Genomic DNA, 23956 nt, shown 5'->3' on the forward strand with positions numbered 1-23956 from the left:
CGGGGACGCTCACGGGAGGTCCGGGGTGATCCCGGTGAGCTTGACCGTGAGTTCCCAGAGGCGGTTCGCGGCCAGGTCGTCGCGCGCCGCGGCGGTCATCCGCGCGACGCCGGGGTGGCCGCGCAGGCCGTTGAAGCCGTCCGGGCCGTAGTACTGGCCGCCGCGCGCGTCCGGTGACGTCGCCGCGTAGAGCTGCGGAAGCGCGCCCATCTCGACCGACTGCGAGAACAGGTGGGAGATGCGGCCGCCGATCTTCATGACCGCGGACCGGTGCGCGTCGGCCATGTTGTTGGTCAGCTCGGTGGCCGTCATGCCCGGATGGGCCGCGATGGACGTCACGTCCGGCGAGCGGCGTTCGAGCTCGCGCGCGAACAGGATGTTGGCGAGCTTCGACTGCCCGTAGGAGCCCTGCAGGCTGTACGGCCGGCGTTCCCAGTTCGGGTCCTCGAAGTCGATCCGGCCGGCGCGGTGCATCAGCGACGACACGGTGACGACGCGTGCGCCGGGACGTTGCCTCAGCGCCGGGAGCAGCAGCCACGTCAGCGCGGCGTGGCCCAGGTGGTTGGTGCCGAACTGGCGCTCGAAGCCGTCGGCGGTCCGGCCGTTCGGGACGGCCATGATGCCCGCGTTGTTGACGAGGACGTCGAGCGCCTCGACCTTCTCCGCGGCGGCGCGCACGGAGCCGAGGTCGGCGAGGTCGAGCTCGAGGACCTCCGCCGACCCGCGCACCGTGCGCCGCGCGGCCTCACCGCGCTGGACCGAGCGACAGCCCATGAGCACATGGGCACCCTTCGCCGCGAGCACCTGGGCAGTGCGCAGACCGAGACCGGAGTTCGCACCCGTCACGAGGACGGTGCGGCCGGTCTGGTCGGGGATGTCGGCTTCGGTCCAACGGCTCATGGAGTCATTCCTACCGTCCGGTAACTGCCGAGCGAAAGGTGTGCGTCCAGCACCGCTCGCAACACCGGCTCGTCGGCGGTCAGTTCGGCGGCCACCCGGTCCTCGTCGACGGGGCCTTCCAGCGCCGCGGCCTCCATGCGCGCGGTCAGCTTGTTCTGCCAGCGGTGGTCGAGCGCCAGCAGCAGTTCGTGCAGTGAGCCGAAGACGTCCGGATCCACGATCAGCGGTGCGGACGGGTCGCGGTGAGCGTCGCGCAGCACGGCGTCGAGCGCGTCGCGACGGCGGTAGTGGTCTGCCCAGCCCATGTCTCGTACCCCCGGTTTCTCGCATACCCTCGGTATGTCATGACCATACCACCGGTACGTACCGCCGGTATGTGAGATACGTTGCGTCCGTGCGAACAAGGCGTGCCGAGTACTCGGAGTCGACCAGGCAGGCACTCGTCGACAGCGCGGTCGACCTCTTCACCGAACGCGGGTACGCCGGCACCTCGCTCGACGAGGTCGTCAAACGGGCCCGCGTGACGAAAGGCGCGCTGTACCACCACTTCAGCGGCAAGCAGGCGTTGTTCGAGGCGGCCTTCGCGCGAGTCGAGACCAAGGCGATCGAGTCGCTGACCGCGGTGGTCACCGGCGACGGTGAACCCTGGGACGCCGCCGTCGCGGCCCTGCGCGCGTACGTCCGCAAGTGCCTGGAACCGGAGTACCAGCGGATCATCGTCCACGAGGCGCCCGTGGTGATGGGCTGGGAGCGCTGGCGGGAGGCGGAGGAGCACTTCAGCTTCGGTCTGCTCCGCACCGCCGTGCAACTGCTCGTGGACGCGGGCGAGATCGAGGAGGCGCCGGTGGAGATCATGGCGCGGCTGCTGTTCGGGGCGCTGTCCGCGGGCGCCAGCACCATCGCGAGCTCGTCCGACCCGAAGCGCACCGGGCGCGAGGTGGAAGACGCGATCCTGCGCGTTCTCCAGGGGTTGCGCAAGAAGTAGTCGAGTCCGTCCCTAGCGGCCGGGCGGAACGTCGATCACCACGCGGACAACGAGGTGGTCACGATCATGATCGAACCAGTCAACACGCGCCTGGGACTCGACGGGAAGATCGCCCTGGTCACGTCGGGAACGCACGGGCTCGGCCTCGCCATCGCGAGCAAGCTCTGCGACAACGGTGCCCACGTCATCATCACCACCTCCGGCGACGACGTCGACCTGGAGCGGGCGAGGCTCGTGCTGACGGGCAGGCCGGGCTCGGTGACCGTCGCCCAGTTCGACGTCCAGGACGAGCTCTCGGTGCGCCGCCTGCTCGACCGGGTCAAGCAGGAGCGCGGCCAGCTGGACATGTTCGTGCACCACGCCGAATCGCCCGATCTCACGCCCTTGCTCAACATCGTGGAGCCGCTCGCCAAGTCGCTGCAGGACGGTGGCCGGGTGGTCATCGCCGCCTACACGGCGACTCCGGTGTACGGCGTGATCAGGACGCTCGCGCTGGAACTGGCCTGGTACCGGGTGGCCGTCAACGCCGTCGTCACCGCGGTCGTCGACAACGGCCCCATGAACATCGACCCCGGCCTGGTCGACCGGCTCGCGATCAAGAGCCCGTCCGGCCGCGTCACCCTGCCCGAGGACATCGCCGACGCCGTGTCGTTGCTCTGCACCGACGAGGCCGCTTGGATCCAGGGACAGGTCATCACCGTCGACGGCGGCCTCGGGCTGCTGGAGCGGTGGGGCGAGCCTCGCTGAGCCCCGCTGAGTCCTTCAGCGAGCCGTCGAATCGTCGAATCGCGTCCGCCGGTTCCGCCCGGACCGTGCCCGGATGTTCCGGTCGCCGATTCGGCTCTTGAACCACGTATGAGCGCGCGGTAACCCCAGGTCACTCGCCGATTACGAACCCGTATAACCCCGGCGCATTCGGAGTAACGCCCCGAACGGTCGACCGGGACGCTTGCCTGCATGGTCACCGAGTGTAAAACTCGAATTGGTGACCTGGGGGCAAGGGGGGTCGGATGATCCGAGTGCTACTCGCCGAGGACGTGCAAATGGTCCGCGGCGCGTTGGTCGCTTTGTTGAATCTAGAACCGGATATCGAGGTTGTCGCGTCCGTCGCGACGGGCGACGAAATCATCGCGGCGGTGGCGGAGAACAAACCCGACGTGGCGGTGCTGGACATCGATCTTCCCGGTATGGACGGTCTTTCCGCGGCCACCGTGATCCACGACACCGCCCCTGACACCCGCACGCTGATTCTCACGAGCCTGGGCCGGCCGGGCACCCTGCGCCGTGCGCTGAACGCCCGCGTCAACGGCTTCATCCTCAAGGACGCTCCCATCGGTGAGCTCGCGGACGCCATTCGCGGCGTCTCGGTCGGGCGCCGGGTGATCGACTCCCATCTCGCGCTGTCGGCGTGGGACACCGATGAGTGCCCTTTGACACCGCGCGAGCTGGAGGTGTTGAGGCTCGCCTCCGACGGCGCGGACGCGATGGAGATCGCGACGACGTTGTTCCTGTCCGTCGGGACGGTGCGCAACTACCTGACGTCCGCCACGGCCAAGCTCGACGCCCGCAACCGCGTCGACGCCGTCCGGATCGCCCGCAAGTCCGGCTGGTTCTGACCGGCCGGCGGTGCCGGTGAGCCGCCGTCACGTGGGCGGGAGCGCGGCTGGAACGGTGGCGTGGACGTGGAACGAGCCGTCGCCGACGTGACGGGCGGTGAAGGTGCCGCCGGCGGCGTGGACGCGTTCAGCCTGGTTGCGGACGCCGTTGCAGTCGGCGGAGACGGCGCGCTCGGCGGCGCCGTCGTTGATCACGTCGAGCAGGATCGTGGCGCCGCGCTGCCGCACGTCGATGGTGCAGGTGCTCGCGTCGCTGTGGCGCAGGACGTTGGTGACGGCCTCGCAGAGCACGGCCGCCAGGACCGTCTCGACGGTCTCCGGCAGCGGGTCGTGGTTGAGCTGGAGGCGGACGTCGATGTTCGAGGCGGCCAGCATCGCCTTGGCCGAGTCGGACGTGTCCGCCAGGGAGATCGGCCGGTAGGCGCGAGCCAGTGAGCGCACGTCGGCCAGGGCGTTGTGGGTGAGGTCCATGATCTCGACGATGTGCTCCCGCACGAAGTCCCAGTCCCGGTCGGGGTGGTCGTTGACGATCCGGTGCGCGAGCTCGCTCTTCAGCTTGATGGCGCTGAGGCTGTACCCGAGCAGGTCGTGGAGGTCCCTGGCCAAGCGGACGCGTTCGGCGGCGACGGCGGTGGCGGTGGCGTCCACGACGGCGACGGCCGGTGGGGCCTTCTGCTCCGACGAGGTCGGCCGATGGGTGGCGAAGCCGGTGGCCAGGCCCGCGAGCAGCAGGGCGGTGACGGCGACGGCCGCCATGGGGTCGTGGGTGGTCTGGGCGAGGCCGGTCGCCGCCACGGTGGTCACGAAGACCGTCCAGCCCGCGACGGGGCGCAGGACGAGGAGGGCGTTGCCGGCGACCAGGCCCGCGACGCCGGTCCAGGAATGGCCGTAGAGGACGAGGGGCAGGGCCAGCAGCACGGCTTGGGCGGCGAGGACGAGGTGCCGCCGAAGAGTGTTCAGCGGCCTGAAAAACGACAGTTGCAGCAGAACAAGTACCGCCAGGCCGACGATTGACACCGCCAATTCGGTGATTTCCCCGGCGAGGAGCAGCGCACGGGTCAGGTCGGTCAGGCAGACGGCGGTGAACACCGCGACGATGATCGCGCGGTAACTCGGCGTAGAAGTCGTCAAATTCACGTTTACCCCCAAGAGCAACTGCTCCAGAGCAAACGCGGCCCCAGGGCGCCCAGATCGAATGGTAGACAGGCGAGCGCGGTTCGGGGGACTGTTCTGCATCGGTTCAGAAGATGGGCGTGGCATTGACCGGCGAGTCAATGTCGAGCCGGGACGAGAATTTCCCGCTGTTGTCACCGACCGTGTCCGTCCGATCACCAGCCGGATCGGTTCGAGTTCGAGTTCGTTCGGGCATATGAGTTTTTCACCTCCGACTCGGTACTGCGCCATCCGAAGGTCGTGGTGGCGTCCGTGGCGGGAGATAGCCCGGCTCAGGTGAACTTGTGGCACGGCCAAGTCGACCGCTGCTGAGCTGGGGAGGCTCCAATGGAGATCAAGGTTCTCGGACCGCTGGAAGCACGGGAGAACGGCATCTCGATCGCGCCGAGCGCCGTGAAGCCCAGGCAGGTGCTCTCGCTGCTCGGGCTGCAGGCGGGCCACGTCGTCACGGTGCCGACGCTGATCGAAGAGCTATGGGGGATGACACCACCGCGCAGCGCGCTCACAACGCTGCAGACCTACGTGCTGCAGGTGCGCAGGCGCATCGAGGCGGCGATGCCGGGCGAGGCGCCCGGCATCGCGAAGAACGTCCTGGTGACCCGGTACGGGGGCTACATGCTCGCCGTTCCGCCGGAGAGCGTCGACGTCCGCAGCTACGAGCGGCTCGCGATCGCGGGTCAGCGGGCGTTCGAGATCGGCGACCTGGACTCCGCGAGCCGGCTGCTGCGCAGCGCGGCCGAGGTGTGGCGCGGCCCGGTCCTGGTGGACGTGCAGATCGGCGTCCGGCTCGGCATGGAGGTCACCCGGTTGCAGGAGAGCCGTCTGGGCGTGCTGGAGACCCGCATCGAGGCCGACCTCCAGCTCGGCAAGCACCAGTCGTTGCTGAGCGAGCTGTCCGTGCTCACCTCGCAGCACCCGATGCACGAGAACCTGTGCGCGCAGTACATGCTCGCGCTGTACCGGGCGGGCAGGCAGTGGAAGTCGCTGGAGTCCTACCAGTCGCTGCGGGACACGCTGATCGAGGAACTGGGGCTTGAGCCGTCCGAAAGGCTGCGTCAGTTGCAGCGGGCCATCCTGAGTTCCGAGCCGTCGCTCGACAAGCCGTTGTCCCCTCGCCAGCTGGAGCGCCAGCTAGCGGGCTGAACCCGTTCGGGAGAACCGTGGATACCACCGGTGCAGGTGCGTTGGTCAAGGCGCTCGAGGACGTCGGCTGCGAGGTGATCTTCGGAATGCCCGGAGGGGCGATCCTCCCCGCGTACGACCCGCTGCTCGACTCGGTGAAGATCCGGCACGTGCTGGTGCGCCACGAGCAGGGCGCCGGGCACGCCGCGCAGGGGTACGCGCAGGCCACCGGACGGGTGGGCGTGTGCATGGCGACGTCGGGGCCGGGTGCGACGAACCTCGTCACCCCGCTCGCGGACGCCTACATGGACTCGGTGCCCGTCGTCGCGGTGACCGGGCAGGTCGCCCGGTCGGTGATCGGCACCGACGCCTTCCAGGAAGCGGACATCCGCAGCATCACCCTGCCGATCACCAAGCACAGCTTCCAGGTGACCGATCCCGCGGACATCCCCGCGGTCATCGCGGAGGCGTTCGCCCTCGCGGCCTCCGGCAGGCCGGGCCCGGTGCTGGTCGACCTGCCCAAGGACGTGCAGGCGGCTCCGGTGACCTACACACCGGCACCGCCTGCGGACCGGCGCCGTCCCGCCGTGTCACCGGTGCAGGTCCGCAAGGCCGCCCAGCTCATCGCGACCGCGCGCCGGCCGGTGTTCTACGTCGGCGGCGGGGTGATCCGCTCCGGCGCGGCCCGGGCGCTGTTCCAGCTCGCCACCCGCACCGGGATCCCGGTGGTCACCACGCTCATGGCGCGTGGAGCGTTCCCCGACTCGCACCCGCAGCACCTGGGGATGCCCGGCATGCACGGCACGGTGCCCGCCGTCGCCGCGTTGCAGCGGTCCGACCTGCTGATCGCGCTGGGAACCCGGTTCGACGACCGGGTGACGGGATCGCTGCCCCACTTCGCGCCGGACGCCGCGGTGGTGCACGCCGACATCGACCCCGCGGAGATCTCCAAGAACCGCAGGGCCGACGTGCCGATCGTCGGCGACTGCCGGGACGTGATCGCCGCGTTGAACGCCGTGGTGACCGCAACCGCGGACCTCACCTCGTGGTGGGAGTACCTCAACGGCCTGCGGACGAGCTTCCCGCTCGGCTACGACTGGCCGGCCGACGGCGCGCTCGCCCCGCAACACGTGATCGAGAGGCTGAGCACGATCGCCGGACCGGAGGCGATCTACACCTCGGGCGTCGGCCAGCACCAGATGTGGGCCGCGCAGTACGTGAAGTACGAACGTCCCGCCTCGTTCATCAACTCCGGTGGCCTGGGCACCATGGGGTTCGCGGTTCCGGCCGCCATGGGCGCACAGGTCGGCGCACCGGACCGGGTGGTGTGGGCGATCGACGGCGACGGTTGCTTCCAGATGACCAACCAGGAGCTGACGACCTGTGCCATCGAGGGCATCCCGATCAAGGTCGCGATCATCAACAACGGCAACCTCGGCATGGTCCGGCAGTGGCAGAACCTGTTCTACGGTGGCCGTTACTCCCACACGCGGCTGAACACCCACAACCGTCTGCCGGACTTCGTGAAGCTCGCGGACGCGATGGGCTGCGCGGGTCTGCGGTGCTCGGACAGGTCCGAGGTGGACGCCGTGATCACCGAGGCGATGGCGGTGCGGGACCGCCCCGTGGTGGTCGACTTCGTGGTGGGGCAGGACGCGCAGGTGTGGCCGATGGTGGCCGCGGGAACCGGCAACGACGAGATCATGGCCGCGAGGGGCATCAGGCCCCTGTTCGACGAGGAAGATGAGTGATGACAACACATTCGCTCTCCATGTCGCTGCGCAACGAGCAGGGCGGTCTCGCGCGCGTCGTGGTGCTGTTCTCGAGCCGGGGAGTCGGCGTCGAACGACTCAGCCTGCGCCCGGCCGGTCCCGGTGGGCTCTTCCTGCTCGACGTCGAGGTTGCGCTCCCGCCAGGCCGTTCGCCCGCCCAGCTGGTCGAGCAGCTGCGCAGGCTCGTCGACGTCCGCGAGGTCCGCCACACCGACGAGGAGCTCGAACTCGGCGCCTGACCGGGCGGCGACGAACGCGGGTCGCCCGGGGGCAGGTGGCGTGGCCGGCCGGAGGTTCTCACCGTCGCGGGACGGTTCGGCAGCGATCCCGGTGAGCGTGCCGCCACGCGCCGTCGATCAGCACGTCCTCGCAGGAAATCTTTTGCGCACAAGAGAAGGCGCCGCCGAGGTGATCGGCGACGCCTTGTCCCGCGGCCGGTCGGGTCGCGGTTGCCGCACCGGCGTCCGCCAGTCCGGACGCGATCCGACGATCCTGCGGGTTCCGGTTGCGGCACCCGGCGCGCGAGCGCATGTCGCGTTCGCGCGCCGGGGGAGATCAGGCCGCCTTGGGGACGTGCTTGGTCACGACGGCCGCGTACTGCTCCAGCGTCTCGCCGGGTGAGGGACCGTTGAGCGCCTGGTGGATGGTCTCGGCGATGTCACCGTGGCGGTGCAGATCGGCGTGCGTCAGCGTGACGGTCGTCGTGAACGGGCCCGTGGCGACGAAGTCGACCTTGATGAACGAGGCCTTCTCGTCGTCGAAGATGGGCTGCCAGTGGGGGCCGACCCGCCACGTCATCACGAGCCGGTTCGGCGGGTCCCACTCGACGATGGTGCCCCACGCGATCTCCTCACCGTCCGCACCGCGCTCGAAGTAGCGACCGCCGACGAACGGCTCGATCGTGATCGCCGTCCGTTGCTTGACGAACACGTGCGATTCCGGCCACCACTCCAACGGCCGTTCCGCGAAGATCGCGAACGCCTGCTCGATGGTCGCCTCGACCGTCACCGACTTGGTGACGTCGGGAACTGAGGCCATAGTGGCCCTCCTCGCGGGTCGGTGGGGATGCTGTCGCCCCAGCCTGGCGGGCACCTCTCGACGCCGGATGGAAGCGGGGTCGAACGAGGACGGCTCGACCGGATGTCCAGCCGGGCCACGCATATTCGCCGTACGAAGCCGGCGGACGAGGAGTTGTCGTGTCCCGTGTCAGTGTTGAGGTCCACATCGAGGTCCAGACGTTCTACGCGCAGCAGATGCGGCTGCTCGACGCGTTGGACATCGAGGGCTACGCCCAGACGTTCACCGAGGACGGTGTCACCGACCACGCCCACCGCGGCGAGAAGGTCGAGGGCCGTGCCGCTCTGATCGCCGGCGCCAACGCCGCCCTGCCGCGGTACCGGGGCGTGGCCGTGCGGCACTGGAACGACCACTACCTGATCGACGAAGCCGACGAGAACACCCTGAACGTCACGTACTGCTCTCTCGTGACGCGGACCGACGCCGAAGGCAAGGTCACGTTCGAGCCGACGTTCTTCATCGAGGACGTCCTGGTGCGCGTCGACGGGCAGCTCCGCACCAAGTCGCGGACCGTCCACCGCGACGGGCAGGCGGAGCCGGCCGCACGGGCTTCTTGACCCGCGGGTGGCCTCGCTCCACCGCCGCTCTAGGGCGATGTTCGAGGCTGGTCTCCAAACCGGTTCCTAGTATGGAGGTCTCCCTCATGGCTACCACGGCGATTCCCGCCAAGACACGGGAAGTGCGTCTCGCCTCCCACGTGACGGACGTCGTGTCCGAGGCCAACTTCGACGTCGTCGAGGTCGATGTCCGCGCACCCGGTGACGGAGAGGTCGTCGTCCGGTACGACTACCTCCAGGTCACCGCGGTGATGCAGGACCTGATGCGCGAAGACGCGGACCTGCCGATGCCCACCTACAAGGTCGGCGAGGCGTTGTGGGGTTTCGCCGTCGGCGAGGTCGTGGCGTCGAACAGCCCCGACCTGGCGGTTGGGGACAACGTCCAGGGCATGAACGGCTGGCAGCAGTACGCCGTCGGACCCGCCCAGTCGTTCTGGAAGCTCGACCCCTCCCTGTTCCCGACGCCGGAGCACTACCTGACGCAGGGCCCGACCGCCTACCACGGCATCGTGGACATCGCGCAGGTGCGTGAGGGCGACACGGTGTTCGTCTCCGGTGCCGCCGGTGGTGTCGGCTCCCTCGCCGGGCAGATCGCGAAGTGCCTCGGCGCCAAGCGCGTCATCGGGTCCGCCGGCAGCCAGAAGAAGATCGACTACCTGGTGAACGAGCTCGGTTTCGACGCCGCCTTCAACTACAAGGAGGGCAAGGCCGTCGACAACCTGCGCAGGCTGGCGCCGGACGGCATCGACGTCTTCTTCGACGTCGTCGGTGGCGAGCAGTTCGAGGCGGCGGTCCAGGCGGCGGCGCAGGACGCGCGCTTCGCCCTGTGCGGCGCGTTGTCCGGCCAGGTCGGCGACAGCGACGGCGCGTTCCCGCGTCTCGACATCATGACCGCGATCGTGCGCCAGATCCAGATCCGGCCGTTCGCGACCTACCACACGCCCGAGCAGATCTGGTCGTGGCAGCAGAACTTCAGCACCTGGCTGAAGGAAGGCAAGTTCGTCTTCCCGCACACGATCGTCGACGGTGGCCTGGAGAAGGCGCCGCAGGCATTGATCGACCTGTTGCGGGGCAAGCACTTCGGCAACGTTCTGGTGAAGCTCACCTGACAGTCAAGGGGACTTAACGTGGCGACGTCCTTACCCGTGTGGTCGGCAGCAGACGAGGACGGTGTGCAGCACGCCGTCGTCGAGGTGCCGCTCGACTACTCCGATCCGGCCGGTGAGCGGATCTCGTTGAAGCTCACCCGCATCCCGGCGATCGATCCGGCACGCCGGCGCGGCGTGCTGGTGGCGATCAACGGCGGACCCGGCGGAGACGACGGTCTCGGTGCCCGCATGCCGGCCGAACTGCGGCGCACCACCTCGTTGAACGAGGTGTACGACCTCGTCGGGTTCGACCCGCGTGGTACGGGCGACTCCACGTTCCTCGGCGCCGAGGCGAGTCCGATCACCGCGACCTTCGACTCGCGGCCACCGGACGAGCAGTTCCCGCTGATCGCCGCCGACATGAAGGAGCGGGAGGAGGGCTGCAGCCGGGCAGGCGGCACCCTCCGCCGGCACGTCAGCACCCGCAACCTCGCGCGTGACATCGAGTCCATCCGCGCGCTGCTGGGCGAGGAGAAGATCAACTACCTCGGCTACGCGTACGGCACGATGGTCGGCGCGGTGTACGGCACGATGTTCCCGGATCGTCTGGACCGCAGCGTGCTGGACTCGTGCAAGCACCCCCGGTGGGACTGGCGCACGCAGTTCAAGGCGCAGGGTCCCGCGATCCGGAGCAGTGTCGACGCGTGGGCGGGGTGGGCCGGCGAACGCGTGAGCCGGTACGAGCTCGGTGCCGGCGCGGCGGAAGTGATCGGCTCCGTCGAGGAGGTCGCGGCCGGGCTCGACGCGCTGACGCCGAGCCCGCTGCTGCGCACGCTGTTCGACCAGCGGATCGGCGTGCTGGCACCGCGGCGGCAGGAGTGGGACCAGCTCGCCCGGCTCGTGGTGGATCTGCGCAAGGCGGTGTCGCACGGCGACTCCGCGGCGGCGGAGGCACTGCTCGCCGGCCAGAGCGCGTGGCGTCCCGGCTCCACGATGGGCGGTCTCCGGGAGGCGGTGCTCGAGGCGGTGACGCTGGAGAGCGAGTGGCCGACCGACCTCGAGGTCTACTACGCGGACATGCGCGAGTTCCGGGAGAAGTACCCCTACGGCTTCGGCGTGATGCGCGCGCAGCCGTGGGTCGGGACGTTCGCGACGTTCGAGCACGCCGAGCCGTTCACGGAGGTGGTCCGCGACGGATACCCCGTGGGCCTCGTCGTGCAGACCGACAGCGACCCGTGGAGCTGCTACGAGGGCGGCGTCGAGATGGCGCGGTCCCTGGGGCACCGCATGATCACCGTGACGGACTCGGGCGGGCACGAGACGTTCGCCTTCGCCGGCAACGCCGTGGTCGACCACCTGGTGACCCGTTACCTGGTCGACGGCGTGCTGCCGGAAGAGGACGTGACGTGCGCGGGTGACCCGCGGCCCGAAGTGCCCGCGGACGAAGTGGTTCGCTGAAGTCTTCCCTCCCCTGCGGGCGGGCCGTCGATCGGACGGCCCGCCCGCAGACTTCGTCCCGCCGAGAGCGAGGAAGCGAAGTGGCGCGAGTGCGGATGTCGTGGCCGTCTGGCGACGTGCACGGGATGCACGCGCAGGTGATGTCCGGACTGCCCATCGGACTCCGCGCAGCCAAATCGTCCCTTGTGGACGTTCGTGCCGCGTTGCGGGCGAGCCGCGAGCCGGCCGGCGCGGTCCGCGACGCCGAGCTGGGCGTCGACGAGCTCGGCGAGCGGGAACCAGGTGCTGGGCCGGGGTTCACCGTGAGGTGGCCGCGTCGGCGGTGGCGACGAGCTGTGCTCCGCGGCGAGGAGGCCGTGATCCGGCTGGTGCCGGAGCGCCTGCGGCCCGGCAACACCGCACTGGTTCGCGCGGTGGCCGGGCGCAGCGGGGAAGTGGGCGGGCGAGGTACTCGCGGGGCTGGGCGATCGCCCGCGCCCGGTCGAGCCCGACGACGTGCCGGCTCGCCGTGGACGACGACCTGGAGTCCGTGATGCGGCCGCGAGGGCTGCCGTCGCGGCCGCACTTCGACGTGCACGTCGTCGGTGGCCGGCCGCGCGAGGCGGTGTTCCCCCGGCTGCGCCTTCGGACGGGCGTTGTCACGGGGGCAGGCCGGTCGGGGTGCCGCACCAGAAGCGGTTCGCCGAGCGCATCGGCATCAGGGGCGAACTCTTCCGCGGGCCGACCGCGGCGCAGGGACCGGAAGCTCGACAGCCGGGCCTGGGTGCGTCGCGGATGCTGTGGCGTCACCGGAGATCGGGGCGGTGGCCGCCGGAGAACACCTGCGAGAGACCCTGCTCCGCGAGTTTGCCCCGCCGCCGCGGAACAGGGTCTCCTCCGTCAGGTCAGATCCGGACCACGGTGATCGACGCCGGGGCGGTCGCGATGAAGTTGCCGCTGACGTCGTAGATCGTGGACATGCCCGAGGTGGACAGCGTGTTGCCGGAGATGGAGCCGGCCTGCTTCACGTCGACTGAACCGGTCGGGTTGCCCGCGTTGTCGAACAGGTATTCCCGCACGCTGAATTTGACGGAGTTGGTGCCCGTGGACACCCACGTGCCGGTGCCTTCGCCGTAGCCGTGTTCACCGTCGCCGGAGCGCAGGCACACGGAGCCCGAGGACGCGAAGTTGAGGCTGATCGGGCCGCTGCCACCCTGGTGCTGCACGGTTCCCTTCCAGGCGCCGACCACCGAGTGGTACTTGGGTTTCACCTCTGTGCTGGTCACCGGTTCCCCTCCGGCCGCTGCGGCGCTCGGCTGGACGGCTCCGGTGAGCGCGAACGCCGCTGCCGAGGCGAACACGGCCAAGTTCTTGACAATACGGGGCATCTGAATCATTCCTTTGCGGATCGAAGGCGATCGAAGGCAGCGTGGCCAACGCACCTCCAAGTGCGGTCGAGGACGACTACAGGACCCGATGCCGCCGCGGGCGGGGGACTTGAGCGCGGTCCGATCGCGGATGTACCGCGTGGCGAGACGCTGGGTCCCCTGAGGAGTGCGCACACCGCCTGCGCGCGCTCTCGGTACACCAGCGAAGGAGCCAACCGATGTCGAATACCAACCAAGGACGAACAGGTCTCGTTCTGCTCGCCTGTTGCGTGGGGCAGCTGCTGGTGGTGCTCGACGGCACCATCATGAACGTGGCTCTGCCGTCCATCCAGTCGGCCCTGCGGTTCGACGCGAGCACCCTGCCGTGGGTCATCAACGCCTATCTGATCCCGATGGCCGGCCTGCTGCTCCTCGCCGGTCGCATGGCAGACCTGTTCTCCCGGCGCGGTTTCTTCCTCGCTGGTGTCGGGCTGTTCACCCTGGCGAGCCTCGCCGGCGGGTTCGCCCAGAACGCGACAACGCTCATCATCGCCCGTGCGGCGCAGGGGGTCGGCGTCGCGCTGATGTCCCCCGCGACGCTGACGGTGCTCGGCACGACGTTCACCGAACCCGCGGCGCGGGCCAAGGCGTTCGGGCTGTGGGGTGCCGCGGGAGGCAGTGGTGGTGCGATCGGCGTGCTCGCCGGTGGCGTGGTCACGGACTGGCTGTCGTGGCGCTGGGTGCTGCTGCTGAACGTCCCGGTCGGCATCGCGCTGTTCGTCGTGGCCGCCATCTCCATCGCACCGTCGGCCGCCCCCGCCGGGCCGCGCAAGCTCGACGTCCTCGGCGCCCTGTCGGTGACCATCGGTATCGCGGCGCTGGTGTACGGCATCGCGGAGGGCGAGCGCGAGGGATGGACCTCGCCCGTCAGCGTCGTCTCGTTCGCGATCGCGGTCGTCGGCATCGGGCTGTTCCTGTTCGACCAGGCGAAGCTCTCCAGCGCGCCGCTGATGCCGCTGAACGTGTTCCGCAACCGCGCGGTCGTCGCCGCGAACGTCTCGATGTTCTGCATCGGCGCCGCGATGGCGGCGACGTTCTACTTCCTGACGTTGCTGATGCAGCTCGTCCTCGGGTACAGCCCGCTGCTCACGGGCCTCGCGTACCTGCCGCTGTCGCTCGCGATCTTCCTCGGCGCCACCGCGGTCGCTGCGCAGACGAGCAAGCTCGGCGAGCGGTTCACGCTGGTGAGCGGCCTCGGTGTCAGTGTGCTCTCGCTGGGGTGGATGTCCCTCGCCGGTGCGCGCGCGTCGTACGTCATCGACCTGCTCGGCCCGTGCGTGCTGTTCGGCATCGGTGTGGGCATGATCCTCGCCACGACGGCGAACCTGGCCACCGCGTCGCTGCCGTCGAGCCAGCAGGGTCTCGCGTCCGGGCTGCTCACGACCGGGCAGACGGTCGGTGGCGCGGCCGGCCTGGCCCTGCTCGTGGCCGTCGCCAACGCGGGCGGCGGCAAGTCGCAGATCGGTGACGAGATGGCGTCCGGGTACTCGCACGCGTTCCTCGGCGCGGCCGGCCTCCTCGTCGCCGGACTGCTCGCGGCACTGACGGTGCCCAAAGCGTCCGGCGCCGTGACGAAGGACCCGGCGCGGGTCGTCACGCACGTCTGAGCGCGCAACGGAAAAGGGGGAGCTTCCCGAGCGGGAGCTCCCCCTTTTCCGTACCCGTCCGGTCAGTCGAGCACGCGCAGGAACGCGCGGAGCTCCGCGGCGAGTTCCACGGGGCGTTCCAGTGCCGGGAAGTGGCCTCCCTCCGGCAGGTCGCGCCAGTACCGCAGGTCGGTGAAGCGGGTGCGGGCCCACGCACGCGGCAGCCACGCGTCGTTGGGGAACACCGACGCGCCGGTGGGCACGTCCGTGGGGTTCATCGGCTCCTTGTCGAAGCTCTCCCAGAACAACCGGGCCGACGAGGTGCCGGTGCCGGTGAGCCAGTAGGTCGACACGATGTCGAGCAGCTTGTCCTTCGGCACGGCCTGCTCGAGGTCGTTGTCGTGCCCCGCCCACTCCCAGAAGCGGTCGACGATCCAGGCGAGCAACGCCGCGGGGGAGTCGGAGAGGCCGTAACCGAGCGCCTGGGGGCGGCTCGACTGGATCGCGGCGTACCCGGAGCGGTTCTTGCCGAACGCCTGCATCCGCGCCATGGCCCGCTGGTCGCGCTCGTCGAGTTCGACCTGCTCCTGCGGCGGGCGCGCGAGAGGCATCGTGAGGTGGATGCCCGCGAGGTGCTCGGGGTCGGCGGTGCCGAGCGCGGCCGAGACCCACGACCCCCAGTCGCCGCCGTGCGCGACGTAGCGCTCGTACCCGAGCCGGGACATGAGCTCCGCCCACGCCTCCGCGATGTGCTGCACCGTCCACCCGGTCGTCGCCGGCCTGTCGCTGAAGCCGTGGCCCGGCAGCGACGGGCACACGACGTCGAACGCGTCGGCCGGGTCTTCCGGGTCGGTGAGGAGGTCGATGATGTCGAGGAACTCGACGGACGCGCTGGGCCAGCCGTGCGTCAGCAGGATCGGCGTGGCCGAGGGGTGCGGCGACCGCACGTGCAGGAAGTGGATGCCGACGCCGTCGATCGTGGTGCGGAACTGCGGCAGCGAGTTCAGCCTCCGCTCCACCACACGCCAGTCGTACGCGTTCGCCCAGTGGTCCGCGAGCTCGGTCAGGTACGCCAGCGGTGGCCCCTGCGACCAGTCGTCGACGGTCTCGGCGTCCGGCCAGCGCGTTCGCACCAGTCGCTCCTTCAGGTCGTCCAACGCGGACTGCGCGACGGAGACCGTGTACGGCTCGATCTTCTGGCTCACCTGCTCACCTCCAGTAGGAGTGACTTCGACGCGGACGACGCTAGGGCGTCGCGCTCGACACACCCTTGAGTCCACAATGGACCTTTGAGTGACTCTCCAGATCACGGTGGCACCCTCACGGCAGCCGACCAGGAGGACTCGTCATGACCACAAGTGCCGTCGAACCCGGCAGCGCCGAAGCCGAGGAGACGTTCCCCTACCAGAGGCAGTGCCCGTTCACGCCTCCGAAGCAGTACGACGACATGATGGACGAAGACGTCGTCCAGGTCACGCTGACGGGCTCCGGGCTGCGTATCTGGACGATCAGCGGTTACCACACGATCAAAGAGCTCTTGACCGATCCGCGGATCAGCGCGTCGCGGAAGCACGACAACTTCCCGTTCTACTTCATCGCGCCGCCGGAGTTCCGCACCGAGACCTCGTTCATCGGTTACGACAACCCGGAGCACACGAAGACGCGGCGCAAGGCCGCCGTGACGTTCACCAACCGCCAGGTGAAGCGGCTGCGACCGCGGATCCAGGAGATCGTCGACGACTACATCGACAAGATCCTGACGATGACGCCGCCGATCGACTTCCACCGCGAGTTCTCGCTCGCCGTGCCGATGACGGTCATCTGCGAGCTGCTCGGCATCCCGCAGGACGAGCACGACTTCTTCATCGAGCACGGCACGTGCCTGCTGGGCGGTCACTCGACCCCCGAGCAGCGCCAGGCCGCGATCGTCGAGGTCAACGCCTACGTCGACAAGCTGATCACGTTGAAGGAGAAGGAACCCGGCGAGGACCTGCTCAGCCGGGCGATGGCCGAGTACGCCGCCTCCGGCGAGGAGTACACGCGCCGCGACCTGTTCAACATGATCCGCCTGCTGATGAACGGCGGCCACGAGACGACGGCCTCGATGCTGTCGCTGGGCACCGCCGCCCTGCTGGAGAACCCGGACCAGCTCAAGCTGCTGCTCGACGACCCCGAGGGCATGATCGAGCCGGCCGTCGAGGAGCTGGTGCGCATCGCGACCATCGGTGACACCGCCATCCCGCGCGTCGCGCTGGAGGACATCGAGATCGCGGGCAAGACCATCAAGGCCGGTGACGGCATCCTGTGCCTGGGGCTCAACGGCAACCGCGACCCGGAAGTCTTCCCGGAGCCGGACAAGCTGGTCCTGGAGCGCGGCACCCGCAAGCACCTCGGGTTCGGCCACGGCCTGCACCACTGCATCGGCGCCGACCTCGCGCGCCTGGAGATGCAGCTGGTGTGGACGACGCTGTTCCAGCGGATTCCGTCGCTGCGGCTGGCCAAGCCGTTCCTGGAGATCCCGCGCAAGGAGGGCGCCGTGATCTACGGCCTCTGGGAGCTCCCGGTCACCTGGGACGTCCCCGCGGGGGACTGAGCGGACACGGGAGGGGGCCTCGCCTCGGCGGGGTCCTCCTACGTGGCCCGGGCGCCTGGTGTGCCGGGGAACCGGGGCCTGCGAACGTGCGGGCCGCGCCGGTTCCCGCCTGCGCTCCGCCGCCGCGGCCGCGCGCCCGGACGGCCGCGGCACGTTCAAGGTGGTCTCCACCGCGTGCAAAGCGCCACCCGTCACTGTGAACCCTGTCCGGCGAGCCGCAGATCCGTGGGAGAACTGCCATGCCAAAGATCACTTATGTAGCGCACGACGGCATCGAGACCGTTGTCGACGTTGCCCAGGACGACACCGTGATGCGCGGCGCTGTTCTCAACGGCATCAAGGGAATCGTCGCCCAGTGCGGCGGTGGCGCCTCCTGCGGCACGTGCCACGTGTACGTCGATCCGGAGAACACCAAGCCGTTGTCGGCGATGCACCAGGTCGAGGACGAGCTGCTGTACTTCACGGCCTGCGAGCGCAAGGAGAACAGCCGGCTGAGCTGTCAGCTGGCTGTGACCGGGGAGCAGGACGGCCTCGTCGTGCACATGCCTGAGAAGCAACTCTGAGGAGAGAAGAAGCATGAGCCAGCGACGGGTCGCCTTGGTCACGGGCGCCACCAGTGGAATCGGTCTCGAGGTCGCGCGCAGCCTCGGCAAGGAGGGCCACGCGGTCTTCGTCGTGGCGCGCACCGCCGAAAACGTGCAGACCACGGTGAAGCAGCTCCGAGAAGAAGGGTACGAGGCGGACGGCGCGGCCGCCGACGTCACGTCCACTGAGGACATCCGCTCCGCGGTGCAGAAGGCGGTCGACGTCTTCGGGCCCGTCGAAATCCTCGTGAACAACGCGGGTCGTGGCGGCGGCGGCATCACCGCCGAGCTGGACGAGAACCTCTGGCTGGACGTCATCGACACCAACCTCAACGGTGTCTTCCGCTTCACCAAAGAGGTCCTGTCCACCGGCAAGATGGTCGAGCAGACCTGGGGCCGGATCATCAACATCGCCTCCACCGGCGGCAAGCAGGGTGTCGTGTTCGCCGCGCCCTACTCGGCTTCCAAGCACGGCGTCGTCGGTTTCACCAAGGCCGTCGGCATCGAGCTCGCGAAGTCCGGCATCACCGTCAACGCGGTGTGCCCCGGCTACGTCGAGACCCCCATGGCCGGCCGCGTCCGCCAGGGCTACGCGAACCACTGGGGTGTGACCGAGGACGAGGTCCTCGAGAAGTTCAACGCCAAGATCCCGCTGGGTCGGTACAGCACGCCGGACGAGGTCGCCGGTCTCGTGACCTACCTGACCACGGACACCGCGTCCTCGATCACCGCGCAGGCGCTCAACGTCTGCGGCGGGCTGGGCAACTACTGACATGCGTGGCGAGTCGGTAGTCGTCGTCGGGGCCGGGCAGGCGGGCTGCCAGGTCGCGGTGTCCCTGCGCGAGCAGGGGCACCGCGGCCCCATCACGCTCATCGGTGACGAGCAGGCCGCGCCGTACCAGCGGCCTCCGCTCACGAAGGACTACCTGGCGGGGCAGACCGACCTCGCCGGGCTGGTCCTGAGGCAGGACTCCTACTACGGGGACAACGGCATCGAGCTCGTCCGCGGCGAGCGGGTGGTCGGTGTCGACCGCCAGGCGCGCGTCGCGGTGCTCGGTTGTGCCCGCACCGTGAGCTACGAGCACCTGGTGTTCGCGACGGGGGCGCGGCCGCGCACGCTGCCGATCCCCGGCGCGGAGCACGTGCTGAACCTGCGCACGGTCGCCGACGCGGACGCCATCCGGCGCAAGCTCGACGGCCGGACCGGTCTCGACGTCGTCGTCATCGGCGGCGGGTTCATCGGCCTCGAGTTCGCCGCCGTGGTCAGGAAACTGCGCCACGAGGTGACCGTCGTCGAGACCCAGCCGCAGGTCATGCAGAGGGCCGTCTCGGCAGAGACGGCGCGGCACCTGACCAACCGGCACCGCAGTGAAGGCGTCCAGGTGCTCACCGGAACAGGTGTCGCGGCCGTCAGGGAAGGTCTCGTCGAGCTCACCGACGGCACGGTGCTCGTGGCGGACCTCGTCGTCGCCGGCATCGGGGTCGTCCCGAACACCGAGGTCGCTCAGCGCGCCGGACTGGCGGTGGACGACGGCATCGTCGTCGACGCCCACCTGCGCACCGCTGACCAGCGCGTTCACGCGGTCGGGGACTGCGCGCGGTTCGCCAGCACGCTCACCGGCGGCCTCACGCGCCTCGAGTCCGTGCAGAACGCCACGGACCAGGCGGCGACGGTCGCGAGCGCGATCCTGGGCGGTGCGGAGCCCTACACCGCCCTGCCGTGGTTCTGGAGCGACCAGTACGACCTGAAGCTGCAGATCGCGGGACTCACCGACGGCCACGACCGCGCGGTCACCGTCGGCGACCCGGCGGAAGGCAGGTTCTCGGTGTTCTGCTTCAAGGACGACCGGCTGGTCGGCGTGGAGGCGTGCAACCGCCCGATCGACTTCCTGATGGGACGCCGGATCCTCGAGGCGGGCAACGCGCTCACCCCGGAGATCGTCGCCAGTCCGGGCTTCGACCTGCGGACGAGCCGGCAGCAGGCGGCGTGACGGGTGCGGGTCACGGGTGATGCCCCGGGGCGTCGTCCCGCGAGTCCCGTCCGCGGTGGTCGCGGGCCTCGCCCGTGACCCTCTCGTCGGACGGACTCGCGGGACACGGCTAGAGCCAGCCGGCTTCCTCGGCGATGCGGATGGCGTCCACCTTGTTGCGGCCGTTGAGCTTCGTCATGATCGTCGTCAGGTAGTTGCGGACGGTGCCGGCCGAAAGCGACAGCGCGACAGCGATGTCAGGCGCGTCGGTGCCGTTCGCCGCCAGCCGGAGCACCTCGAGCTCGCGGTCGGTGAGCGGGCACTCGCCGCGGTCCCACGCGGCGAGGGCGAGCTTGCTGTCCACGACGCGCTCGCCCGCGTTGACGCGGCGGATCGCCTCGGCGAGCTCCGAGGGGGGCGCGTCCTTCAGCAGGAACCCGTCGACGCGGGCCGCCAGCGCCCGGCGCAGCGTGCCCGGCCGGCCGAGCGAGGTGAGCATCAGCGTTCTGATCTGCGGCATCGTCTCGCGGATCGTCGCCGCGGCAGTCAGCCCGTCGAGGATCGGCAGGTCGATGTCGATCACGCAGACGTCCGGGCTGTGGTGACGCGCGGTCGGCACGATCCGGTCGCCCGAGCTGACCTCGGCCACGACCTCGATGTCCGGTTCGAGGTTGAGCAGCGCGATGAGAGCACCGCGCACCATGTGCATGTCCTCCGCGAGCAGAACCCTGATCATCGCGCCCCTCCGCGCGCCACCCTATCCCCGAACGTTCATGTCGCGCTCCACGCCACATCGAGGCGACCCGAGAAGGGTGGGAAGAGCCGCCTGGTGAAGGGATGCGCCGTGGAACGCAGCGTCAACGTGACAGTCGTGTACTACTCCTCGACCGGGACGATCCACCGCCTGGCCGAGGAGATCTCCGAGACGGCCGAGAAACAGGGCGCCGAGGTGCGGCTGGTCCGTGCCGCGGAGCTGGCGCCGCGGCACGCGGTGGACTCCCGGCCGGCCTGGGCGGCGCATCTCCGCGACACCGAGGACGTCCCGGTCGCGTCGGCCGGCGACGTGCTGTGGGCCGACGCCGTCCTGTTCGGCACGCCGACCCGTTTCGGCAACGTCTCCGCGCAGCTCAAGCAGTTCATCGACACGCTGGGGCCCGCGTGGTCCGGCGGCCTGCTCGCGGACAAGGTGTACAGCGCCTTCACCTCCGGCGCCAGCACGCACGGCGGCATGGAGACCACGCTCGTGTCCATCTACAACATGGCCTGCCACTTCGGCGGGATCATCGTGCCTCCAGGTGGCGACCTGAACCCCTACGGCACCTCGCACGTCCTGGGCGCGGACAACGCTCCGGTCGGCGACAGGGCGTTGCGGGCGGCTCAACTGCAGGCGGAACGCGTCGTGCGGGTCGCACGCGCGCTGAAGGAGGTCTGACCGCGGTGCGAGTGAAGGATGTTTTCGTCAGTGGCAGCGGAGTGCGGCTGCCGTCGACGCTGACGGTCGCGGACGCGATCGTCTCGGGGGAGTGCGAGCCCAGGCTCGTCGCGCGGACGGACGTCGAGTCCGTCTCGGTGTCCCCGGACGAGTCGGCGGCGGAGATGGCGGTCGAGGCGGCGAGGGTGGCGTTGGCCCACGCGGGATCCACGCCCGGCGACGTCGATCTGATCCTGCACGCCACCACCTACCACCAGGGCCAGGACCTGTGGCCCGTCGGCTCGTACATCCAGCGCGAGACCGTGCGGAACTCCTGCCTGGCGCTGGAGATCCGGCAGATGTCCAACGGCGGGCTGGCCGCGATGGACCTCGCGGTGTCCTACCTGTCCGCGAGGCCGGGCAGGGACGCGCTCCTGACGTCGTCCGACCGCTTCTGCCTGCCGGGCATCGACCGGTGGCGAACAGATCCCGGAACTCCTTACGGCGACGGCGCGTCGGCCGTCGTGCTGTCCACGCGCGGCGGCTACGCGAAGCTGCTTTCGCTCGCCATCAACGCCGACTCGGACCTCGAGCCGTTGCACCGCGGCGACGTGCCGTTCGGCCTCGCGCCGTTCTCGCACCGCATCCCGGTGGACTTCGAGGAGGCCAAGCAGACGTTCAGCCGGGAGTTCGGCCTCTCCTACGGCATCAACAAGGCCAACGCCGGCCAGGCGCTCGCCGTCGAGCAGGCGCTGTCGGACGCCGACATGAAGATCGGCGACGCCGATTGGGTGATCCTGCCGCACTTCGGCCGCCGCCGCCTGGACGTGAACTACCTGCGCCCGTACGACATCGCGCCGGAGCGCACCACCTGGGAGTGGAGCCGCACGGTCGGCCACCTCGGCGCGGGCGACCAGTTCGCGAGCCTCGACCACCTCGTGCGGACCGGCAAGGCCGAGTCCGGGCAGCGGATCGTCATGTTCGGCGTGGGCGCCGGCTACAGCTGGGGATGCGCGGTCCTCGAGATGCTGTGATCACCGCAGAGCTGCCGGCGAGGCCGAGCTGAGCCCGCGCGACAGCCGGACGTCAGGTCAGGCGGCGGGCGTCGAGGCGGGTTCGCCGTACCACCTGCGGAGCGCCTCGGTGAGTCCCCTGCCCCGGTCGCCCGCCCACGCCACGTATCCGTCCGGGCGGACCAGGAGAGCCTCGGCGGGCGCGTTCTCGGCCGCGGCGGTCACCAGGTCGACCCGGTCGGTCCAGGCCGCCGCGATCCCGGCCGCCTGGCCGTCGCCGCTCAGGTCGACGAGCAGGGACCGTCCGGTGCGCGCCAGCTCGGCCAGCCGGACCGGGCGACCCGCGCGGGTCAGCCGGAGGTCCGGCACCCACAGCCCGGCGAGCGGGTGGTCATCCGGTCCCGCCGTCGGGTAGCGCACGTCGGCGCCGGCCAGCATCGTCGCGATCTGCCGGGTGTTCGCCGGTTCGGCCAGCAGCGCGCCGAACACCTCCCGCACCGCCGTGCTCTCGCTGCCCGGGCTGAGCAGTGCCAGCTGGGCCAGCGTGAACATCATCATCCGCCTGCCCGCGCAGTGGCGTTCCTCGTGGTAGGTGCCGAGCAACCCGGGCGGTGCCCACCCGCCGATCTCGGCGGCCAGCTTCCAGCCGAGGTTGGCCGCGTCCTGCAGGCCCACGTTGAGCCCCGGCGCGCCGATCGAGGAGTGCACGTGCGCCGCGTCGCCCGCGACGAACACCCTGCCCACCCGGTAGTCGCCGGCCAGCCGGGTGTTGGTGCCGCCGAGCCGCCGCAGCAGGCGCGGGCCGTCGGTGCCCGGTTCGCTCATCGGCAACTCCCGGCCGTACACGCGGGCCACGGCCTCGCGGATCTCGTCGAACGTCACGGGCACGTCGGCGGGCACCTCGGGCCGGTCCCACTCGATCGCGACGATCCGGTGCGTGCCGGGGAGCGCGATGGAGGCGAGCACCCCGGTGTCGGTGCGGCGGTAGCTCAGCCCGCCCGGCAGCGCGTCGTCGGTGAGCAGCTCGCGCACCGAGTCCGGCACCACCACGTCCGCGGCGCGGGTCGTCATGCGGCGTGACGTGACGCCGGGGAACGCGATGCCGGCCAGCGCGCGCACCGCGCTGTGCCCGCCATCGCAGCCCACCAGGTACCCGGCCCGCAGGGTCCCGGTCGACAGCTCCACCGTCACGCCGTCGGCGTCCTGCGTGAAGCCGACCAGGTCGTGCCCGCGGCGGAGGTCGGCTCCCAGGCCGAGGGCCCACTCCTCCAGCCCCGCCTCCAGATGCCACTGCTGGATCGTGAACCCGTACAGCGGGTTGTCCTCCCAGCCGTGCAACCACAGCGGCATCGCACCGTAGACGTAGGCGGGCAACGGGGCGGGCGGAGCGGAGTCGCCGCTCAGCCGCTCGTACAGGCCCCGGTGGTCGAGCAGCCGGACGACCTGGCCGGTGATCCCGCCCGCCTTCGGCTCGGCGGCGCGCTCCGCCGAGCGTTCGACCACGACCGGCCGGACTCCGGACAGGCACAGCTCGGCGGCCAGCATCAGCCCGACCGGTCCGGCGCCCACGATCACGACGTCGGCGGTTTCCGGTGCGGAGGGTGGCATGACTTTCTCCAGGGGACAAGGGGTGCTGCGGCACCAG

24 protein-coding genes are annotated in these 23956 nt (G+C 70.0%); 16 read left to right on the forward strand and 8 right to left on the reverse strand.

Features of this window, described 5'->3' with window-relative positions; all coding sequences use genetic code 11:
- Positions 1–9: 9 nt before the first annotated feature.
- Positions 10–900, reverse strand: coding sequence for an oxidoreductase (locus BLQ91_RS25920; protein ID WP_090100671.1), 891 nt, complete (start codon positions 898–900; stop codon positions 10–12).
- Entirely contained in the window at positions 897–1205 is a 309-nt protein-coding gene (locus BLQ91_RS25925) for a hypothetical protein (RefSeq protein ID WP_090100673.1), read from the reverse strand. Before BLQ91_RS25925 ends, BLQ91_RS25920 begins: the two co-directional genes overlap by 4 nt.
- Positions 1206–1294: 89 nt before the next feature.
- Between BLQ91_RS25925 and BLQ91_RS25930 the strand changes: the two genes are divergently transcribed.
- The 3 genes from BLQ91_RS25930 to BLQ91_RS25940 all read left to right on the forward strand — a co-directional run bounded on the left by BLQ91_RS25930 (position 1295) and on the right by BLQ91_RS25940 (position 3501).
- On the forward strand, positions 1295–1885 hold the full coding sequence (locus tag BLQ91_RS25930) for a TetR/AcrR family transcriptional regulator (RefSeq protein WP_090100675.1): 591 nt from the start codon (positions 1295–1297) through the stop codon (positions 1883–1885).
- 66 nt (positions 1886–1951) lie between these two features.
- The gene (locus BLQ91_RS25935) at positions 1952–2632 is read left to right on the forward strand and encodes an SDR family NAD(P)-dependent oxidoreductase (RefSeq protein WP_143022809.1); all 681 of its coding nucleotides are present in this window, start codon (positions 1952–1954) and stop codon (positions 2630–2632) included.
- Between the two features lie 263 nt (positions 2633–2895).
- Complete coding sequence (locus BLQ91_RS25940) at positions 2896–3501, forward strand: response regulator transcription factor (RefSeq protein WP_090100679.1); 606 nt, start codon at positions 2896–2898, stop codon at positions 3499–3501.
- Between the two features lie 27 nt (positions 3502–3528).
- On the opposite strand, the gene BLQ91_RS25945 is transcribed toward BLQ91_RS25940, so the two are convergent.
- Complete coding sequence (locus tag BLQ91_RS25945) at positions 3529–4590, reverse strand: sensor histidine kinase (RefSeq protein WP_143022810.1); 1062 nt, start codon at positions 4588–4590, stop codon at positions 3529–3531.
- A gap of 411 nt (positions 4591–5001) precedes the next feature.
- Here BLQ91_RS25945 and BLQ91_RS25950 point away from each other — a divergent pair, with 411 nt between their 5' ends.
- Genes BLQ91_RS25950 through BLQ91_RS25960 form a run of 3 tightly spaced genes read left to right on the forward strand, consistent with a single transcriptional unit; the run spans position 5002 to position 7807 of the window.
- On the forward strand, positions 5002–5817 hold the full coding sequence (locus tag BLQ91_RS25950) for an AfsR/SARP family transcriptional regulator (protein WP_090100683.1): 816 nt from the start codon (positions 5002–5004) through the stop codon (positions 5815–5817).
- A gap of 17 nt (positions 5818–5834) precedes the next feature.
- Positions 5835–7547 (forward strand): acetolactate synthase large subunit, encoded by a 1713-nt coding sequence (locus tag BLQ91_RS25955; RefSeq protein WP_090100685.1) that lies wholly within the window; start codon positions 5835–5837, stop codon positions 7545–7547.
- Positions 7547–7807 (forward strand): ACT domain-containing protein, encoded by a 261-nt coding sequence (locus BLQ91_RS25960; RefSeq protein WP_090100688.1) that lies wholly within the window; start codon positions 7547–7549, stop codon positions 7805–7807. The genes BLQ91_RS25955 and BLQ91_RS25960 overlap by 1 nt, the downstream gene beginning before the upstream one ends.
- A gap of 316 nt (positions 7808–8123) precedes the next feature.
- On the opposite strand, the gene BLQ91_RS25965 is transcribed toward BLQ91_RS25960, so the two are convergent.
- Positions 8124–8606, reverse strand: a complete 483-nt coding sequence (locus BLQ91_RS25965) for an SRPBCC domain-containing protein (RefSeq protein WP_176959960.1) — start codon at positions 8604–8606, stop codon at positions 8124–8126.
- Positions 8607–8764: 158 nt separating this feature from the next.
- Between BLQ91_RS25965 and BLQ91_RS25970 the strand changes: the two genes are divergently transcribed.
- The 3 genes from BLQ91_RS25970 (at position 8765) to BLQ91_RS25980 (ending at position 11748) form a co-directional block, all read left to right on the forward strand.
- Positions 8765–9202 carry a nuclear transport factor 2 family protein gene (locus tag BLQ91_RS25970; RefSeq protein ID WP_218130409.1) on the forward strand — a complete coding sequence of 146 codons (438 nt, stop codon included), beginning with the start codon at positions 8765–8767 and terminating at the stop codon, positions 9200–9202.
- 86 nt (positions 9203–9288) lie between these two features.
- The gene (locus BLQ91_RS25975) at positions 9289–10311 is read left to right on the forward strand and encodes an MDR family NADP-dependent oxidoreductase (protein WP_090100847.1); all 1023 of its coding nucleotides are present in this window, start codon (positions 9289–9291) and stop codon (positions 10309–10311) included.
- A gap of 18 nt (positions 10312–10329) precedes the next feature.
- Positions 10330–11748 carry an alpha/beta fold hydrolase gene (locus tag BLQ91_RS25980; RefSeq protein WP_090100692.1) on the forward strand — a complete coding sequence of 473 codons (1419 nt, stop codon included), beginning with the start codon at positions 10330–10332 and terminating at the stop codon, positions 11746–11748.
- A gap of 884 nt (positions 11749–12632) precedes the next feature.
- Here the strand turns inward: BLQ91_RS25980 and BLQ91_RS25985 are convergent.
- A complete protein-coding gene (locus BLQ91_RS25985; protein ID WP_143022811.1) occupies positions 12633–13115 on the reverse strand; it encodes a hypothetical protein in 483 nt (160 codons plus the stop codon).
- A gap of 218 nt (positions 13116–13333) precedes the next feature.
- Here BLQ91_RS25985 and BLQ91_RS25990 point away from each other — a divergent pair, with 218 nt between their 5' ends.
- Positions 13334–14761: a DHA2 family efflux MFS transporter permease subunit gene (locus BLQ91_RS25990; RefSeq protein ID WP_090100697.1), complete on the forward strand. Its 1428-nt coding sequence runs from the start codon at positions 13334–13336 to the stop codon at positions 14759–14761.
- A gap of 62 nt (positions 14762–14823) precedes the next feature.
- Here BLQ91_RS25990 and BLQ91_RS25995 read toward each other — a convergent pair whose 3' ends face one another.
- Complete coding sequence (locus BLQ91_RS25995; protein WP_090100699.1) at positions 14824–15945, reverse strand: epoxide hydrolase family protein; 1122 nt, start codon at positions 15943–15945, stop codon at positions 14824–14826.
- Positions 15946–16088: 143 nt separating this feature from the next.
- Here BLQ91_RS25995 and BLQ91_RS26000 point away from each other — a divergent pair, with 143 nt between their 5' ends.
- The 4 genes from BLQ91_RS26000 to BLQ91_RS26015 all read left to right on the forward strand — a co-directional run bounded on the left by BLQ91_RS26000 (position 16089) and on the right by BLQ91_RS26015 (position 19908).
- The gene (locus tag BLQ91_RS26000; protein WP_090100701.1) at positions 16089–17333 is read left to right on the forward strand and encodes a cytochrome P450; all 1245 of its coding nucleotides are present in this window, start codon (positions 16089–16091) and stop codon (positions 17331–17333) included.
- A 239-nt stretch (positions 17334–17572) separates the two neighbouring features.
- A complete protein-coding gene (locus BLQ91_RS26005) occupies positions 17573–17896 on the forward strand; it encodes a 2Fe-2S iron-sulfur cluster-binding protein (RefSeq protein ID WP_090100703.1) in 324 nt (107 codons plus the stop codon).
- A gap of 13 nt (positions 17897–17909) precedes the next feature.
- Positions 17910–18689 (forward strand): SDR family NAD(P)-dependent oxidoreductase, encoded by a 780-nt coding sequence (locus tag BLQ91_RS26010; RefSeq protein ID WP_090100705.1) that lies wholly within the window; start codon positions 17910–17912, stop codon positions 18687–18689.
- Position 18690: 1 nt separating this feature from the next.
- Positions 18691–19908, forward strand: coding sequence for an NAD(P)/FAD-dependent oxidoreductase (locus BLQ91_RS26015; protein ID WP_090100707.1), 1218 nt, complete (start codon positions 18691–18693; stop codon positions 19906–19908).
- Between the two features lie 109 nt (positions 19909–20017).
- Here BLQ91_RS26015 and BLQ91_RS26020 read toward each other — a convergent pair whose 3' ends face one another.
- Positions 20018–20623 carry a response regulator transcription factor gene (locus BLQ91_RS26020; protein WP_090100709.1) on the reverse strand — a complete coding sequence of 202 codons (606 nt, stop codon included), beginning with the start codon at positions 20621–20623 and terminating at the stop codon, positions 20018–20020.
- Positions 20624–20731: 108 nt separating this feature from the next.
- Between BLQ91_RS26020 and BLQ91_RS26025 the strand changes: the two genes are divergently transcribed.
- Together BLQ91_RS26025 and BLQ91_RS26030 are read left to right on the forward strand one after the other, a co-directional pair.
- A complete protein-coding gene (locus BLQ91_RS26025) occupies positions 20732–21319 on the forward strand; it encodes a flavodoxin family protein (protein WP_090100711.1) in 588 nt (195 codons plus the stop codon).
- Between the two features lie 5 nt (positions 21320–21324).
- Positions 21325–22332, forward strand: coding sequence for a ketoacyl-ACP synthase III family protein (locus tag BLQ91_RS26030; RefSeq protein WP_090100713.1), 1008 nt, complete (start codon positions 21325–21327; stop codon positions 22330–22332).
- 57 nt (positions 22333–22389) lie between these two features.
- Here the strand turns inward: BLQ91_RS26030 and BLQ91_RS26035 are convergent, their stop codons facing one another.
- A complete protein-coding gene (locus BLQ91_RS26035; protein WP_090100715.1) occupies positions 22390–23919 on the reverse strand; it encodes an FAD-dependent monooxygenase in 1530 nt (509 codons plus the stop codon).
- Between the last annotated feature and the right edge of the window lie 37 nt (positions 23920–23956).

Source organism: Lentzea jiangxiensis (assembly GCF_900104175.1).
Taxonomy (GTDB): Bacteria; Actinomycetota; Actinomycetes; order Mycobacteriales; family Pseudonocardiaceae; genus Lentzea; species Lentzea jiangxiensis.

Coding starts and splice junctions, on each gene's coding strand:
- BLQ91_RS25920 (WP_090100671.1), bottom strand. CDS start 900: ATGAGCCGTTGGACCGAAGCCGACATCCCCGACCAGACCGGCCGCACC.
- BLQ91_RS25925 (WP_090100673.1), bottom strand. CDS start 1,205: ATGGGCTGGGCAGACCACTACCGCCGTCGCGACGCGCTCGACGCCGTG.
- BLQ91_RS25935 (WP_143022809.1), top strand. CDS start 1,952: ATGATCGAACCAGTCAACACGCGCCTGGGACTCGACGGGAAGATCGCC.
- BLQ91_RS25940 (WP_090100679.1), top strand. CDS start 2,896: ATGATCCGAGTGCTACTCGCCGAGGACGTGCAAATGGTCCGCGGCGCG.
- BLQ91_RS25950 (WP_090100683.1), top strand. CDS start 5,002: ATGGAGATCAAGGTTCTCGGACCGCTGGAAGCACGGGAGAACGGCATC.
- BLQ91_RS25960 (WP_090100688.1), top strand. CDS start 7,547: ATGACAACACATTCGCTCTCCATGTCGCTGCGCAACGAGCAGGGCGGT.
- BLQ91_RS25965 (WP_176959960.1), bottom strand. CDS start 8,606: ATGGCCTCAGTTCCCGACGTCACCAAGTCGGTGACGGTCGAGGCGACC.
- BLQ91_RS25975 (WP_090100847.1), top strand. CDS start 9,289: ATGGCTACCACGGCGATTCCCGCCAAGACACGGGAAGTGCGTCTCGCC.
- BLQ91_RS25985 (WP_143022811.1), bottom strand. CDS start 13,115: ATGCCCCGTATTGTCAAGAACTTGGCCGTGTTCGCCTCGGCAGCGGCG.
- BLQ91_RS25990 (WP_090100697.1), top strand. CDS start 13,334: ATGTCGAATACCAACCAAGGACGAACAGGTCTCGTTCTGCTCGCCTGT.
- BLQ91_RS26000 (WP_090100701.1), top strand. CDS start 16,089: ATGACCACAAGTGCCGTCGAACCCGGCAGCGCCGAAGCCGAGGAGACG.
- BLQ91_RS26005 (WP_090100703.1), top strand. CDS start 17,573: ATGCCAAAGATCACTTATGTAGCGCACGACGGCATCGAGACCGTTGTC.
- BLQ91_RS26010 (WP_090100705.1), top strand. CDS start 17,910: ATGAGCCAGCGACGGGTCGCCTTGGTCACGGGCGCCACCAGTGGAATC.
- BLQ91_RS26015 (WP_090100707.1), top strand. CDS start 18,691: ATGCGTGGCGAGTCGGTAGTCGTCGTCGGGGCCGGGCAGGCGGGCTGC.
- BLQ91_RS26020 (WP_090100709.1), bottom strand. CDS start 20,623: ATGATCAGGGTTCTGCTCGCGGAGGACATGCACATGGTGCGCGGTGCT.
- BLQ91_RS26035 (WP_090100715.1), bottom strand. CDS start 23,919: ATGCCACCCTCCGCACCGGAAACCGCCGACGTCGTGATCGTGGGCGCC.